12 protein-coding genes, 1 tRNA gene and 1 pseudogene are annotated in these 15,625 nt (G+C 70.9%); 6 read left to right on the top strand and 8 right to left on the bottom strand.

The window, feature by feature from the left end; genetic code table 11:
• The first annotated feature begins 44 nt into the window (after window positions 1–44).
• Complete coding sequence (locus G569_RS0135575; protein ID WP_028066944.1) at window positions 45–401, top strand: VOC family protein; 357 nt, start codon at window positions 45–47, stop codon at window positions 399–401.
• Window positions 402–411: 10 nt separating this feature from the next.
• Complete coding sequence (locus G569_RS0135580; protein ID WP_028066945.1) at window positions 412–1,377, top strand: ArsR/SmtB family transcription factor; 966 nt, start codon at window positions 412–414, stop codon at window positions 1,375–1,377.
• On the opposite strand, the gene G569_RS0135585 is transcribed toward G569_RS0135580, so the two are convergent.
• Both G569_RS0135585 and G569_RS0135590 read right to left on the bottom strand, forming a co-directional pair.
• Window positions 1,361–1,798: a hypothetical protein gene (locus G569_RS0135585; RefSeq protein WP_211233178.1), complete on the bottom strand. Its 438-nt coding sequence runs from the start codon at window positions 1,796–1,798 to the stop codon at window positions 1,361–1,363. The two genes, G569_RS0135580 and G569_RS0135585, sit on opposite strands and share 17 nt — an antisense overlap.
• A 101-nt stretch (window positions 1,799–1,899) precedes the next feature.
• Window positions 1,900–2,094 carry a hypothetical protein gene (locus G569_RS0135590; protein WP_028066947.1) on the bottom strand — a complete coding sequence of 65 codons (195 nt, stop codon included), beginning with the start codon at window positions 2,092–2,094 and terminating at the stop codon, window positions 1,900–1,902.
• Window positions 2,095–2,234: 140 nt separating this feature from the next.
• Here G569_RS0135590 and G569_RS0135595 point away from each other — a divergent pair.
• Window positions 2,235–2,307 (top strand) — tRNA-His (locus tag G569_RS0135595).
• A gap of 623 nt (window positions 2,308–2,930) precedes the next feature.
• Here G569_RS0135595 and G569_RS0135600 read toward each other — a convergent pair.
• Window positions 2,931–4,673, bottom strand: coding sequence for a hydroxysqualene dehydroxylase (locus G569_RS0135600; protein WP_028066948.1), 1,743 nt, complete (start codon window positions 4,671–4,673; stop codon window positions 2,931–2,933).
• 163 nt (window positions 4,674–4,836) lie between these two features.
• On the opposite strand from G569_RS0135600, the gene G569_RS0135605 reads away from it, so the two are divergent.
• The 3 genes and pseudogenes from G569_RS0135605 (at window position 4,837) to G569_RS0135625 (ending at window position 7,852) form a co-directional block, all read left to right on the top strand.
• Window positions 4,837–5,793, top strand: a complete 957-nt coding sequence (locus G569_RS0135605) for an NAD(P)-dependent alcohol dehydrogenase (RefSeq protein WP_028066949.1) — start codon at window positions 4,837–4,839, stop codon at window positions 5,791–5,793.
• Between the two features lie 519 nt (window positions 5,794–6,312).
• The gene (locus G569_RS54345) at window positions 6,313–6,897 is read left to right on the top strand and encodes a DUF2515 family protein (RefSeq protein ID WP_371683506.1); all 585 of its coding nucleotides are present in this window, start codon (window positions 6,313–6,315) and stop codon (window positions 6,895–6,897) included.
• Window positions 6,898–7,158: 261 nt separating this feature from the next.
• Window positions 7,159–7,852, top strand: a pseudogene (locus G569_RS0135625) (VOC family protein).
• A gap of 41 nt (window positions 7,853–7,893) precedes the next feature.
• Here the strand turns inward: G569_RS0135625 and G569_RS0135635 are convergent.
• The 5 genes from G569_RS0135635 to G569_RS0135655 all read right to left on the bottom strand — a co-directional run bounded on the left by G569_RS0135635 (window position 7,894) and on the right by G569_RS0135655 (window position 15,549).
• A complete protein-coding gene (locus G569_RS0135635) occupies window positions 7,894–10,617 on the bottom strand; it encodes a helix-turn-helix transcriptional regulator (protein WP_211233179.1) in 2,724 nt (907 codons plus the stop codon).
• A gap of 73 nt (window positions 10,618–10,690) precedes the next feature.
• Window positions 10,691–11,155, bottom strand: a complete 465-nt coding sequence (locus G569_RS0135640; protein ID WP_028066953.1) for a hypothetical protein — start codon at window positions 11,153–11,155, stop codon at window positions 10,691–10,693.
• Between the two features lie 101 nt (window positions 11,156–11,256).
• Window positions 11,257–12,114, bottom strand: coding sequence for an alpha/beta fold hydrolase (locus G569_RS0135645; protein WP_028066954.1), 858 nt, complete (start codon window positions 12,112–12,114; stop codon window positions 11,257–11,259).
• A gap of 5 nt (window positions 12,115–12,119) precedes the next feature.
• Window positions 12,120–12,686 (bottom strand): hypothetical protein, encoded by a 567-nt coding sequence (locus G569_RS0135650; RefSeq protein WP_028066955.1) that lies wholly within the window; start codon window positions 12,684–12,686, stop codon window positions 12,120–12,122.
• Between the two features lie 235 nt (window positions 12,687–12,921).
• Window positions 12,922–15,549 carry a helix-turn-helix transcriptional regulator gene (locus tag G569_RS0135655; RefSeq protein ID WP_037501258.1) on the bottom strand — a complete coding sequence of 876 codons (2,628 nt, stop codon included), beginning with the start codon at window positions 15,547–15,549 and terminating at the stop codon, window positions 12,922–12,924.
• Window positions 15,550–15,625: the final 76 nt, after the last annotated feature.

Consider the following 15,625-nt stretch of genomic DNA (forward strand, 5'->3'; position numbering starts at 1 on the left):
GAATCGTTGGCGCGCGGGTGGGTCCGTGCCGGAAGCTCTCCGGCATGGACCTGATGCGCCTGCACCGGATCGACCACGTCTCCCTCGACGTGGCCGACCGCGACCGTTCGATCGTGTGGTACGAGGACGTGCTCGGCGCGCGCGCCGCGCGTCGCAGCTGCCCGCCGGAGGAGCCGATCTTCATCGGTCCGGTGGGTGCCCGGCTCGGCCTGTTCGCCGAGCGCGCTCCCGGCCTGCGTCACATCGCGCTGGCCACCGACCTGCGCGGGCAGGACGAGGTCGTGGAGCGGCTCTCGCGGCTCGCGATCCCCTATCGCCGCGAGCGCCACTCCGACCATCACTCGGTCTATTTCGCCGATCTGGACGGCAACACGCTCGAGGTGATGGTCAGCCGCCCCTAGGCTTGCGGCCGTGGTCCGGTTCGTGTTCGCGGTCGAGGACCTGGTCCGCACCAGGTTCGCGATCTCGCCGATGTGGGAGCTCGTGCGCTCGCTGGTCGTCCTGCGCGACCCGGCGCACGCCGCATTGCACGTGCCGTGGCTGCGGACGTTGGACGGCCGCGTGGACGGAGCCGCGCTGGCGGGGGCGATCGCGCTGCTCCCGCCGCAGGGCTACACACCCGATCTGCTCACGCCGCCGCCCGCGGGTCCGCTCGGGAGCATCGAGGACGATCTGCACGCGCTGCGCGCGACTCGTGAGTCGGTGATCCGCTCGGAGCTTTCGCTGTTCGCCTCGCAGCACCCGCGGGTCGATGTGTCGGCGTGGCTGGCGGATCCGGTCGGGGAGGTGTCGCGGCTCGCGGATCTGCTGGCGCGCTACTGGGCCGATGCCGTCCTGCCGGTCTGGCCGCGGGTGCGCGCGTTCCTGGACGCGGACCTCGCGTATCGCGCCCGTCAGCTGGCCTCAGGCGGGCCGGCGCTGTTGTTCTCGGAGCTGCACGGGCTGGTCGACTGGTCCGAGGGTGCTTTGCGGGTGAGCGTGCCGGAGCACTCCGCGACGGTCGCGTTGGACGGTCGCGGGCTCGTGTTGATGCCGTCGGCGTTCGCGGCGACCCGTGTGCACGTGATCGACCGCCCGCCCTGGCAGCCGACCCTGATCTACCCGGCGCGCGGGATCGCGACGTTGTGGGAGGACGCTGTCGTGGCTTCGGACGGCCTGGCACGGCTGTTGGGCGCGACACGCGCTTCGGTGCTCATGAACCTCCCGGCGCCGCGGTCGACGACCGAGTTGGCCGAGCGGCTGTCGTTGAGCGCGGCAACGACCTCGCATCACCTGGCGGCGCTCCGCGACGCCGGTCTGGTCGTCGGCCGGCGCGAGGGCCGCGCGGTCCTGTACGTGCGCACGCCGCTCGGCGACGCGCTCACGGCCGCGACATGACCGCCACGGGCGCCTCGAAGAAGTCCCCGCACGCCGGGTGCCCGCATTCGCACGCGAAGCGCTGCACGACCTTGCCCGGGTCGCCTTCCGCGTCGCCGCGGGCGTAGAAGGCCCGCACCTGGTTCGCGATGTCGAGATTCGCCTCGCGGATCAGCGCGATCCGCTCCGCGTGGGTGGTGACGCCACCGGAGAGGTCGAAGAATCGTTCGAGGTGATCCGGCGTCGTCGGGTGGACGAGAAAGACCCGCGGGTGGGGGATGACCGTGCCCTCCGCGATCACCGGCGGGTGGTCGGGCAGACATTCGAGGTCCTGCCGGACCAGCTCGGCCCGTTCGTGATGCAGCGCGAACCGGTCGCGAGGCGGCTTGGTCTCGTTCCAGCGCTTTGCCTTGCCGCTCCCGGCCGCGATCAGCCGATCCACGTGATCCCACGTCCGCGTATCCGACGAGTAGAGCCGCAGCCCATGCCGCCGCGCGAGCAGCGACGCCACCGTCGTCTTACCGACCCCGGACGGGCCGCCGATCAGGAGGACTCTAGGTGCGATGCGTGGATACTCGCGTACCGCTTCGCGATCTGCGCCCGCCTTGCAGCCAGCGCCACCAGCTGCTTCTCCCGCGCCTGCAGCTCGAACGTCACCGACCGGATCTCCGCATCGATCGCGTCGATATTGCGCTGGGCGAGTTCCATCAGGATCAGGTCGGGAGTCGTCTGGTTCATGTGCCGTAGCGTCCCGCTTGGACGGCCTGCCGTCGCGCTCATCCGCGACACAAGGACTGTCAAGCCCGCGACACTCGACCGTGTTCGAACCCGTCTTCCCGATTCGCGGGCGGATCGCCGCTAGACTGCGGGGTCGCTTGGTGGGCGTAGCTCAGTTGGTAGAGCTCCGGGTTGTGGTCCCGGCGGCCGCGGGTTCGAGTCCCGTCGCTCACCCCTCACGCATGCCCCGCAAACGCAGGGTTTCCGTGTAGAAGCGGACCGGGCGGTCCCCCGCGACGGGGACAATTCGGGGACAGTTCTTGCTGCAACTACCCCCGGGACCACGGGGGAAGAGGCAGGCGATGAGCTCCCACTACGCCCGTGCCGCGACGACCTGGACCTCTACGGCGAGTTCCATTTCGAGCTCGTCAAGACCATCCGGGGCGCCGCGCGCGAGCAGTGAGATCGTCGACGACGCGTGCGCGCACGCCTGGGTCGAGTTCCTGAAGTACCAGCCCGATCGCGAGCTAGTGCCTGGGCGTGCACGTCCATACAACCAACAGCGCGGCGGCTGGCGTCCCCTTCACGACGCGATCCGGGGCGTTCTGTTCGAGATTCCCGCCAAGGGCTCTCCGGCCGCGTGTCTGACATCACGCGAACGGAGCAGCGGCCGCGCCACGGCTTGGTGTTGGTCCTACCCTCTGGGGCTCTCTTGGGGGTGACAAACGTCGTGTGGGTCGACGCCCGGACGGGCTTAGACAGGGTTACGACAACGTTCCCGTCCAGCGGTACGGAAACCACTGTCGCTCGCCCGTCGTGACGTGGGCGGGGGCTGCGTGATCGCAGAACCGGTGACGTTAGGGAAGGAAGTCGCGGAGGCGGGCGAGCGGGTCGCTCATGAGCTGGTCGCCCTCCACGGCGAGTGTGCGTGGTGGGCCGAGCCGCGGCCCGCAGAGTTTGTAGAGCACACGATCTGCCTCCCGCGCGAGCCGGAATGGCAGGCCGCCTGGGTTGTGGAGCGGCCAGAGGCGGCAGCGATCGGCGTCGGAGCCGATCGCGTCGAGTACGGCGTTGACGGCGCGTCGTGCGGCCTCGTTGGCGCCTTCCATGGTGGCGAGGTCGGTGTAGGTCTGGACGTAGTCAGAGGCGAGGAAGAGGTTCTCGACCTCGGGCAGGGCCGCGGGCGGCCGATGGTCCCACGAGCCAGCGGTGTTGACGAGGAGCGGCTCGAGGTTCGTCGCCTCACTCGGGTTGGGATAGACGATCGAGGGGTCGAGGAACCAGGCGGCCCGCATGGCGTCGTCGAGCACGGTCGTGCCGTTGTTGAGCCCGGCCTTGAGCTGGTCCCAGACCTCTTCAGCGACCTCCTGGCGCGTGCAGTCGCGCGCGATCTTGCCGTTGGCCGAGAACTCGCCGGGGGCGAACCAGTCGGAGATGTCGACCGAGAGGATGCCGCCGACGGTACCGTCGCCCATGTCGTGCGGGTTGAATGACGGCCAGAACTGCCGTTGCGAAATCGATGTCAGTGCCCACGCCGAGTCGATGAAGATCGTATGGCCGTGGATGAGCGGGGCGTCGCGCGTCAGGTAGTACATGATCCCGTTCATCCAGCGCACCTGAAGCCGGTCGAGGCCGGCGAGCGCCGGGCTCACCTGTTTGAGCGGGTTCATCGCAATCGCGTCGCGCAGCACCTCGACCGGCACGGCCGCGATGTAGTGGTCGGCCGTGGCGTCGAAGGCGGCGCCGACGGGTGCGAACGCCTCATCGACCGCCTGGACGCGCACGCCGGTCACGCGCGTACCCTGATTCGAGATCGCGTCCACACGGCAACCGACGCGGAAGTCGACGCCGATACGCCGGAGCTCGTTCAACCAGGGGTCGATCCAGACGTCGCTCGTCGGGCCGTTGAGCACCCGGTCGGCCTGTCCCGCCGGGCTGGCGAGGTCCTGCAGCAGTTGCAGCAGGATGTAACCGCCGGTGCGCGCGCTCATCTCGCGTGCCCGTGCCGCGACGAGTGAGCGCGTCAGCCCGTCGGCAAGGAACTTCTGGAAGGCCGGCGAGCGATGCTCGGCATCGGAGAACTCCCACCAGCTCAGCTGCTCGTACTGCCCGAATCGGCGCGCCTCACAAGCCGAGAGAAGGTCGCTCAGGAGCCGGACGAAGTGCAGTTGGTCCTCGACGGGGATGTCGAGCTGCGTGGCGAGCTCCAACGCGAAACGCAGCGTCGCCTCCCATTCACTCGCAGAGGTCGGCAGATGGGCCGGTGCCACGAGCTCGTTTCGCGCGTCATCGCGCGCGATCTGTATCTGCGTGGACATCACAAGGTTGTCGAGCACGCCGTGGAGCTGATGCCGGTATGGGATCCGGCTCATTGTGTCCGGCACGTGCTTGTAGAACCCGGGGAAGAACCGGAACCCGTGCTCGCCGGGCAGCGCGCGCCGGCCTCCAACGCCCGCGATCGCGTCCATGCTGCGAGCCTTCCCGCCGGCCACCGGCCGCTGCTCGAACACGACAACATCGAAGCCGGGCCGGCTCGCCAGCTCATGCGCCGCGGTCATCCCCGCCACGCCACCGCCGATGACGATCACCTTCGTAGCCATCGCAAGACCGACTCTGCCAGACGCGCGCGCCCCGCGCTCAGGAATCAGCGCGGCGCCAGGCTCCGCCGACCGATCCGATGCCTGCCGTTCGCTGTTGCGACGCCGGCGGCGCGTAGGATCTGCGGCTCATGATCCTGCGGACCGTCAGGGGAGGCCCTTCGCGGTGAGGGCGGCGATCTACGACCGCTACGGGTCGCCCGAAGTGTTGCGGATCGAGGATGTTCCGACGCCGTCGCCGGGCGCCGGACAGGTGTTGATCAAAGTGGCCGCCACGTCGATCAACCTCAGCGACTGGGAGTGTCTGCGCGGATCACCGCTCTACGCGCGCATCGGCGGGTGGCGCGCGCCGGCACGGCGCACGCTCGGCTCAGACATCGCCGGCCGGGTCGAGCGTGTCGGCGCAGATGTGACCCGGTTCCGACCCGGCGACGATGTCTACGCTGACAATCTCGCGCTCAAGGGCGGCTTCGCGGAGTTCGCCATCGCCCCCGAGGCGGCGCTGGCGCACAAGCCGCAGGAGCTGACGTTCGCGCAGGCGTCGACGATTCCCCAAGCAGGCGCGATCGCTCTGCAGGGAACCGATGGTGCCGCGGACGGCGTTCGGGTGTTGATCAACGGGGGCGGAGGGGGCACCGGCTCCTTCGCAATCCAACTCGCCAAACGGTGTGGCGCGCGCGTGACCGGAGTCGACAACGCCCGCAAACTGGACTTCATGCGTTCGCTCGGCGCCGATGAGGTGATGGACTATCGCAACGAGGACTTCACGCGCTCAGACGACCGCTACGACCTGATCCTCGATCTCGTCGCGCATCGGTCGGTGTTCGCCTACCGAAGGGCGCTCGCCCTCGGTGGCCGCTATCGCTGTGTCGGTGGATCCGTCAGCACGCTGTTGCGCATCCTGACCGTCGGCTTCATCGCCGGTCGGCTCACGCGACGCCGCATCGGCGTCCTCGCCGTACGAGAGGGGCCGACCCGCTTCGAGCCGTTGACCGACCTCTGCATCGCCGGCGAGATCGGCATCCACATCGACCGGACATTCCCCCTCGAGGAACTTCCGTCGGCACTCGCCCACGTAGGCGAGGGCCATGCCCTCGGCAAGGTCGTGGTCACCCCGACCTGACCGACCAGCGCCGACCGGCAGGACCTCTAATAAGGTCTGAGGCATCAGCCTCGAAGCAAGTGGAACAAGATCGTGTCGTGCACGAACTTCGCCTTCTCGTGACCCCGGAAATCGCACTCGTGCTCCTTTGCGCCCACGAGGATGGCGATCTCTCCGGATGACGCCCACTTGCCCTGCGGTCGTACTGGTCCTGCTTATCGAATGGCAGGGGCGCACGGCTCGCGGCGTGCCTCCTCCGCTCGCACGCCGGTCGTCCAAGCTTGGTGGCCAGAAGGGGCGTCGCGACGCGGCAAGCAACGTCGCGACGCCGGTCTGAAGCGCCTTGAAGGCGAGGTAGTCCGGGTGGTGCGACCAACTCCACTCGTTGACGGGCGTCGCCACCTTCGGCCGACCCATGAGCGATTCGCGAAGGTGCTGAAGCGACTGACGCATCGCACCCAGCAGATCGATGTCTCGAGACTCAAGACGCCGCTCACACGAGATACGAACCAGTAGCGCCTCGAGTTCCCCCTTCTGGAGATCTCGTCGCGCTACGCCTGGCTGTACAAGTTCCTGCCCGAGTACTTCAAGTGGGCGGGCATGGCCGCGTTCGCGTCGCACCACGTCCGGCTCGCGCTGTTTCCGTTCCGGCTGGACACCGATCGCACCGGCTACGTGGACATCCCGCACAGCCTGCGGCGCCAGAGGGCGTTGCTGCTCGCGGACGTGAACACTCTCCGCGAGACCAACAATGCGATCTTCGACGACATCTTCTGGGCTCACCTCGCGTACGGCACCGCGGATGACGGGCTCGCCTGTCTGCGCGGACTCGTGGGCGGGGAGCGTCATTACGCGACGGTGCTCTCCGACTTTGAGACGATCGATCAGGGGCGCCGCCTGGTGGAGGCCGATCCGACGTCCCCGGATGCCCGGCGCAGGGCCGACGAGCTGATCTGGCAAGGAAACGTCCAACTCCTCGAGCACGAGCAGCGGGCGCTGGTGCAGCCCAACCTCGATCGCCTCTCGTGCGCGTTCGCCCGGCTCTTCTCGATCGGTTCGGCGCTTCACCCGGGGGATTCCGCCGGCTCTGCGCGCCAAAGCGTGGCCGAGGATCACCCGCTATGACGACCGGTGGCGGTGGATCGTGACGAGCATCGTCCCCCGCTTCCGGAGGTTCGATGCCGACACCCGGCTTGCCGATGCCAGTCTGCGCCACATCTTCGACGAGGCGCGCGACTACGCATCGAACCCCTGCGTCCTCCCGAGCCCACGGAAGGGGGTGCTGAGTCGCTCCACACCCGGGGACGTGTGACCAGGGTGGTCCACGGGTGCGAAGACGGCTGCTCCGGAGGATGGTGGGGACGCAACCAAACCGGAGACACCCACATGAGCACTTCCATCGATCAAAGCGAACGCGCGGTCCAGGCGCCCGCCCCGGGCACCGTCGACTACAAGCTCGAGGTCCTGACCATCCCCGTGTCGGACGTCGACCGCGCCAAGGCGTTCTACGGCTCGCTGGGCTGGCGCGAGGACGCGGACTTCCCGATCCGCGAGGGCTTCCGCGTGATCCAGATGACCCCGCCCGGCTCGCCGGCGTCGGTCATCTTCGGTGAAGGCGTGACCGCCGCCGCGCCCGGCACCTACGAGGGCCTCGTCCTCGCCGTCTATGACATCGAGGCCGCCCGCGAGGATCTCATCGCCCGCGGCGTCGAGGTCTCGGACTTCTTCCACTCGAGCGCGTTCGATCGCTACGGCGAGCGGGTGGACGGGCTCGATCCGGAGCGCCAGTCCTACGCATCCTTCGTCTCCTTCCAGGACCCGGACGGCAACACCTGGTACCTGCAGGAGATCCAACAGCGACTCCCAGGACGGTAGAGCCATGAACATTGCAGAGTTGGCAGACCTGCTGCACGAGACGGCCGAGCATCACGACCCGTTCGAGAAGGCCTCGCAGCCGCACAACTGGTGGGACTGGTACGCGGCCTACATGGTCGCCCGCCAGAACGGTTCCACACAGGACGAGGCGTCCGCGAGCGCGGGGCGCTACATGGAGGACGTCCTCGGCGTCGTCGCTCGATGACCGACCCACGGGGCCGCTCCGGGAAGCCGGAGCGGCCCTGATCACGCGCCGATGAGATCGGGCAACGCCCGCGCGAGCTCTCCGCGCGAACGGACACCGAGTTTCGCGAACACCTTGCGCAGGTGCCACTCGACCGTGCGCTTGCTGAGGAACAGCCGCGCAGCGATCTCGGGGTTCGAGAGTCCGTCGCAGGCGAAGCGCGCGATCTGGCGCTCTTGCTCGGTCAGGTCGTCGCGTGTGTCATCGGTGCGCCGGCGGACGTGCTCCCCGGTGGCCGCGAGCTCTTGGCGGGCGCGCTCCGCGAACGCCTCCATGCCGATCGTCGTGAGCATGTCGTGCGCCGTGCGCAAGTGCTCGCGAGCTTCGAGGCGGCGCCGCTCGCGCCGCAGCCACTCGCCGTACAGCAGGTGGGTGCGTGCGAGATCGGTGCGCATGCGCGCGCGCCCGAAGTGCTCCAGCGCCGAGTGATAGAGCGAGTCGGCGTCCGCGGCGTCCGCGACCAGCGCACGGGCGCGCAGCTCGGCGCCGCGAGCCCAGTCGGTGTCGCATCCGCGAGCGGCCCCGCCAAGCCGTTCGAGCGCGCCGGTCGCCGCGTCCGCTCGGCCGCAGCGCACCGCCGCCTCCGCGAGCTCGCCGAGCGCCCAGAGCGACGTGTGCATGTCAGGCGGATACGCGGCGCCGTCCTGGGCGGCGGCGAGCGCGTCCTCGTAGCGGCCGAGGCCGTTGTTCAGCACTGCTGTCGACCAGTGGCGCACGGGCATCCAGCTGCCGTCACCGCGGGCGAGCGCGGCGGGGGTCGCGGCCGCGTCGAGCTCCGCGACCTCGGGCGCGCGACCTCGGAAGGCAGCGAGCGCGATCCGCGATCCGGACGCCCGCGGGCCCCCGATCGCCTCACTGACGGCGTCCTGCTCGGCCGCATGCGATGCCGCCGCGCCGAGATCGCCGGCCTGCAGCTCCCACGCCACGCGGGCCGCACACGCGAGCGGCACCAGCGCGAGCACGCCGGCGCTGCGCACCTGGTCGAGGTTCCGGGCACTGAGCACGCCCCACGTGTCGGTGTCCAGGATCCAGATCGCCATGTAGGCGGCGAACCAACGCCACTGCAGGTCGAGTTCGGCCTCGCGCGCCGCGTCCAGCGCGCGCCGCATGGCCGGCGCACCGGTCGTGAACCCGGCGTCGATCAGCAGTGCGGCCGCGTCGAGGAGCGCATCGCTCGCGCTCGGCGGGTCGGTCGACGATGTCGCGGAGCGGATCGCCGCGGCCACCTCCGGCAGCCCCGTCTCGCCGGCCAGGCGGCCCGCGACGATCCCGGCGACGAACGCGTCTCGATAGGTGTCACGTGCGGCACGCGGGTCGAGGCGTTCGAGCCGCCGGGCCGCGGCGAGGAGCAGCGGCGGCGCGTCGCGGCCGCGGCGTTGCACGACGGCTACGCGCCCGCGCAGCACGTCGACACGAGCGCTGTCGCGTTCCGCGAGCGGCGCGCTCGCGGCCACAGCGGCGAGCCGGAGCGCGTCGTCCGGGGCGCCGGCGAGGTGTTTGGCCTCGGCCGCCGCCAGCGCGCGCTCGGCGCGGCGGGCGGGGTCGAGCGTGAGCTCCATCGAGCGTTCCAGGAATGCCGCCGCGGCGGCCTGGCCGCCACGGGCCCGCGCACGAGCCGCCGACCGTTCGAGCTCGTCCGCGACGGCGGCGTCCGGACCGGCGGCTGCGCGAGCGCGATGCCACGCCCGGCGGTCGGGATCGACCGCGGCGTCCGTGAACTCGGCGATCGCTGCGTGGGCCTGGCGGCGTTCCTCCGCCGTGGCCGCGCGGTAGGCGGCGGCGCGAACGAGCGGATGACGAAAGCGGACGCGGTAGTCGAACTCGCAGAGACCGGCCTCCACGGCCGGCGCGGCGGCTCCTGGACCGACACCCAGGCGCTCGGCGGCGCGCCAGACGAGGGTCGGCTCTCCGAGGGGCTCGGCTGCGGCGATCAGCATCAGCCGCCGCGTCGCCTCGGGCAGCTCGTCGAGGCGCCGGCGGAAGCGCTCCTCGATGTCGCTCGGCGACGCCGAGAAGCTCCCGTTGCCGAACCCCGCGAGCTCGGCCGCGCTCAGCCCGCGCGGCAGCTCGAGCAGAGCCAGCGGGTTGCCGCGGGTCTCGGCGACGATGCGGTCGACGACGTGCCGCTCGAGCTTGAAGCGCACCGCGGAGCTGAGCACCGCGCGCGCGTCGCCGTCGCGCAGACCGCCGAGCTCCAGGGCCGGCAACTCGCTGAACGCGCCACTCGGTTCACGCACGGCGACCACCAGGCCCACGCGCTCGGCCAGCAGACGACGTGCGACGAAGGTCAGCGTCAGCGCCGACGTCTGGTCGAGCCAATGGCCGTCGTCGATGACCCACAGCACCGGTCGCTGCTCGGATGCGTCCGACAGCAGGCTCAGGATGGCCAGGCCGACGAGGAACCGGTCCGGCGCATCACCCGCGTCCAGGCCGAACACGGTCTCGAGCGCTTGACGCTGCGGAGGAGGCAGCGACGAGCGCCGGTCCAGCAGCGGCAGACAGAGTTGATGCAGGCTGGCGTAGGCGAGCTCCATCTCGGACTCGACGCCGAGCGCGCGCACGAGCAGCATGTCCGGCGCGGAGTCGGTCAGGTGTCCCAGCAGCGCGGTCTTGCCGATCCCCGCTTCGCCGTGCACCACCAGCGATCGGCTCTCACCGCGGCGGACATCGCGCAGCAGCGCATCGAGCAGCGCGCATTCCTGATCACGCCCTCGCAGGCTCGGCACTGCCTCATCGTAAATGAGACCCGCCAGACGCACCCGGGTGTGCGCGGGTGCGTCTGGCGGGCGGTTGGGCGGGTCAGCAGACGAGCTCGGCTTCTGCGGCGCTGCGGACCTCGACGGCCGCGAGGGTGTTCTCGAACGCCTTGCGGAGCTTGCTCTTGCCGATGCTGCCGAGGACGAGGCCAAGCAGCTTACCCTTGAGGTTCTTGCCCTCGCGGACGACGACGGCGTGCACGACCATCGTTCCCTCCGGCAGCGTCAGGAGGGTGTAGGTGTGGCCTGACCGCCCGCCCCAGACGTTGGAGTCGGTGGTCGTCATGACGATGCGGTAGGGATCGGACCAGTCGTAGCGCAGCCGTTCCCAGACGCCGCCGGACCCTTCCGTGACATCGGCCCAGTCGGGTCCGCGGTCGTGGACCTGGAGGTATTCATCGGCGCTGTTGGCGAAGATCTGCGAGCGGCCCGGTCCGAAGTCGGTGAGCGCTGCGAGCAGTTGCTCGGGCGTCGCGGTGGTCTTCTTGGAGAAATGCAGGGTGGCCATGGTGTGCTCCTTGTCTGGAAGTTCTTCTTGCTGTCTTCACGATCTCGCTTCGGTGTCCCGGTCGCACCCGTGCGGGACACTGGTCTGCGACCCCGGGTCCCTCACCTGGCGAGGAACCCGTGCACGTCCGCGGCCACCTCGCGTGGGTACTGGAACAGGAAGGCGTGCGCGGCATCGGGGTAGATGCGGATCTGCGCATCGGGGATGAGGCCGGCCAGCAGGTGGCTGAGCTTGGTCGGGATCATCTGGTCGTCGTCGCCCTGGATGACCAGCGTCGGGCTCTGGATGCCCGTGAGCCGCTGGAGCGCGCCGTGGTCGGGGATCCCCCACTCGACGATCGCGTCGTACTGCGCGTCGCGGGCGGCGAGGCTGGTCGGCGCGTCGCGGTCGTCGCGACGGGCCATGAAGCGCGCGAGGAACTGGCCGCCGAGCGCGCGGCTCGTCTCCGTCGGCGCGAAGAAGATGTGCAGCAGGCTGTCCGCGGTGCTCTGGTCGAGGCGTGCCGCCCGCGCGATGTCCTCGCGCCAGCGGTGCATGCCGGGCGCGCCCTTGGGCCCGGTCGCGGCGAGCACGAGCCGGCGCACGAGCGCCGGGCGGATCAGCGCGATCTCCTGGGCGACGAAGCCCCCGATCGAGAACCCGAGCAGGTCGATCTTCGACAGCTCGAGCGCCTCCAGGAACGCGATCATCGCGCGGCCGGTATCGGCGATCGACGGACCGAACGTGCCGCTCGAGCCGCCGACGCCGGGGTAGTCGACCAGGATCACCTCCCGCTCGCCGGCGAGCGCGTCGATCAGCGCGGGATCCCAGTTGTCGAGGTTGCCGCGGAAGTGCTGCAGCAGCACCAGTGGAGTGGCGCCGAAAGCGCCGAAGCGACGGTACGCGAAGCGCACGCCGGCGGCGTCGACGAATCGCGTCGCCGCGGTCTGGTGGGTCGTGGGCGTGTCGAGAGTGCTCATGGCGATCAGAACTGCGTCGCGGGGACGGGGGTCGGGCGGCGACGGCGCCGCAGGAGCAGGTAGGCCTCGACGATGAAGTCGATACCGCCGGTGGCGGCGTAGACCGCGAGCCGGTTGAGCTCCGGGGTCGTGGTGGCCGCGGCGATCAGGAACATGACGCCCAGCAGCACAGACACGCCGCCGGCCGCCAGCATCGGGACCTGCAGGCCGAGCTGCGCCCGCCGGCGAAGCGCGGTGATCAGCTGCGCCGCGCCGCTGACCGCGGCCCAAACCCCGAAGACCGCGTAGACGTTCGCGACACTGCCGGTCGCGGCGATGCCGAGAGCGATCGCGGCGAGCGCGCTCGTCGCGGCGCCGGTCAGCAGGACCTGGCGCGCGGACCCGTGCGCCGTCCGTGCGTCGATCAATGACGCGACGACGTCGATCAGCGGATAGGCGACGAGCAACACGCCGGCGCCGACCGTCAGCGAGTCCGCCACGACCGCGAAGACGGTGGCCCAGGCGATCGCGATCAGACCGCGGATCAGGAACACATTGAGCGTGCGTGAGGTGCTTGGTTCGGTGGGGTTCATGACGACCTCCGTTTGGTTTCGTTGTGCCGTCACCGTCTCGCGTGCGGGCACTGGTCGCACCTGGGCACGCACGGGTCCGGGCACTGGCCCCGGGTCCCCGCGTCGCCACCAGTGGGCACCCTGGCGCGAGCCCAGGGGTGGCGGAGGAGCATCCCGGCTATGAACTCCACCTCCGCCCGCCGCCCCCGCAGCGCCTCGCTTCGTCCGCGCAACTGCCGCGCGCAGCATCCGCCTCTCAGCCCAGGGCGCCGCGCAGCTCCTTGCGCGACGCGATCCCGAGCTTGGTGAAGACGTTCTTGAGATGCCACTCGACGGTGCGAGGGCTGATGAAGAGCTCGGCGCCGATCTCGGGATTCGTATGGCCGGCGAGCGCGAGGCGCGCGATGTGCTGCTCGTGCGGGGTGAGATCGCCGCGCGTGTCGTCGCGGCGCTTGCGGACGGTCTCGCCGGTCGCCAGCAGCTCGTGGTGCGCGCGCTCGGCGAAGCCGTCGGCGCCGACCGCCAGGAACATGTCGTGCGCGGTCCGCAGCGGCTCGCGTGCATCGGCTCGGCGGCGATTGCGGCGCAGCCACTCTCCGTACAACAGGTGAGCGCGCGCGAGCTCCGTGCGCAACCGGGTGCGCTGGAGGTGCGCGACGGAGGCGCGATAGTCGGCCTCGTCGCCGGTCAGCAGCGCGCGCACGCGCGCGGTCATGCCGTGCCGCCACGCACTATCGACGTCGCGGGAGGAGACCCAGTCGTGGGCGGCTTCGAGCAGCGGTTGATCCCCGGTGCGCGACGCCGACTCGGCCAGCTCACCGACGACGAACATGCCGAGGGCGACATGGTCACGGTGCTCGAAGGCCACTCGTGCAGCGTCCAGCGCCGCGTCGTAGCGGCCGATGCCGTTGTAGAGCACGGCCTTCGCGTAGGTGGCGACGTCGACCATGCGGCCCAGCCCGCGCGCGCTCGCTCCCGCCACCATGCGCTCGATCCGCTCGCTCGCCTGCGCCTCCTGTCCGCGCCAGGCTGCGAGCAGCAGCTCGTTGTAACCGACGGCTGCGCCGCCTGTGGCGTCGGCGAGCGCGCGCTCTTCCTCGATGAGCACCTCGGCGTCGGCCAGCTCACCGCAGGCCAGCGTGCAGCGGGCGAGGAAGTTGAGCGCGAACTGCAGCTGCACGAGCGCGCCGGCCTCGCGGGCGACGCGCACCTGCCGCGAGGCGAGCTCGTGCCATGCGTCGATGTCCCAAAGGTCGAGGGCGATGAGCCCGGTCGCGCGGAACCCGGTCAGCCACAGCCAGCGGCCGAGCTCGCCGTCCGGAGCCGGCAGAGCGAGGACGTTCTCCAGTGCGGGGCGCATCGCCGGCGAGAATCCGTCTCGAAGCCGGGTGGCGAGCGCGTCGAGGACGACATCGACCGCGGTCGCCGCAGGGGGCGCAGGCGCGACGTGGGCGGCGGCCAGGATCGCGTCGTCATCGGCCGACCAGATCGCCGCGCCCAGCGCTTCGAGGTGCGTCGTGCGGGCGAGCGCCTCGTCGAGCGGCTCCAGGCGCGTGGCCGCGTCGAGCAGCAGTCGGGCGGCATCGCCCGCTCGGCGGTCGTCGAAGGCGATCCGTCCCCGCAGATGCTCCGCCTCGGCCGCCTGCAAGGCTGAGAGCGGCCCGGCCGCGCCGATCAGCCGCAGCGCCTCGTCCAGCGCTCCCGCGTCGCGCTTGGCGTGCGCCGCCGCGAGCAGGCGGCGGGAGCGTTCGGCGGGGTCTGGAGTGAGCGTCGCGGCGCGCGCGAGAAATGCGGCGGCCGCCGCGACGCCGCCGCGCGCCTGGGCGTCGGCGGCCGAGCGCTCGAGCTCCGCGGCCACCGCCTCGTCAGGGCCCGGAGATGCCTTGGCGCGATGCCACGCCCGCCGGTCGGCGGCCTCGGTGACCGCGGCCAGCGCCGCGTGCAGCGTGCAGCGCTCGTCGGCCGACGCCGAGCGGTACGCCGCCGCGCGCAGCAGGGGATGCCGGAAGCGGATCTGCGCGCCGACCTCGACCAGATCGGGATCGAAGTCCGCGGCGATCCCGAGCTGCTCGGCCGCGCGCCTCACCAGCGACGCGTCGGCCTCCGGGTCCGCGGCCGCGAGCTGCAGCAGCGTGCGGCTCCCCGCGGAAAGCGCCTCGATCCGCCGGCGGTAGCCGTCCTCGACGTCGATCGGCGCGGGGACGGCGAAGCCCCCGTCCGCGGACATCCAGCGCGGCAGCTCGAGCAGCGCGAGCGGGTTGCCGTGGGCCTCGGCGACGATCCGCTCCCGCACGCCCGCGTCGATCGGCCCCGGCACGACGCTCTGCAGCAGCGCGTGTGCGTCCGCGTCGGCGAGACCGCGCACCGAAAGCTCCGGCAGGCCGCCCAACACCCGCTCCTCCCGCACCGCGAACACGAGCGCGAGCGGCTCGGCCAGCGCACGCGCGGCGACGAACTCGAGCACACGGGCGGAGGCGTCGTCGAGCCACTGGAAGTCGTCGATCAAGCACAGCAACGGCTGCTCGTCGGCGGCCAGCAGACCGAGCGTCGCCAGCCCCACGACGATACGGTCGGGCGGGTCGCCGGCGGCGAGCCCGAGCGCGACCTCGAGCGCGCCTCGCTGCGCCTGGGGGAGGGTTCCCAGCCGGCTCAGCAGCGGCGCGCACAGCAGGTGCAGGCCCGCGTAGGCGAACTCGAGCTCGGACTCGACGCCGGCGATCGACGCGACGCGAAACCCGGACGCATGCTCGGCGGCGTAGCGCAGCAGGGCTGTCTTGCCGACACCCGCTTCCCCCCGCAGCACGAGCACGGCGCTGCCGCCCTCGCGTACCTGCGCGAGCAGCTGGTCCAGCCGCTCGCACTCGGCGGCGCGTCCCCGCAGCATGTCTGCGGAGCCTAATACCAGTGCACGGACCAGGGACCCCACCGGTACGACCCGGGGTGGAGCGCGCGATCGTGGC

Source organism: Solirubrobacter soli DSM 22325, from assembly GCF_000423665.1.
Lineage (GTDB): Bacteria > Actinomycetota > Thermoleophilia > Solirubrobacterales > Solirubrobacteraceae > Solirubrobacter > Solirubrobacter soli.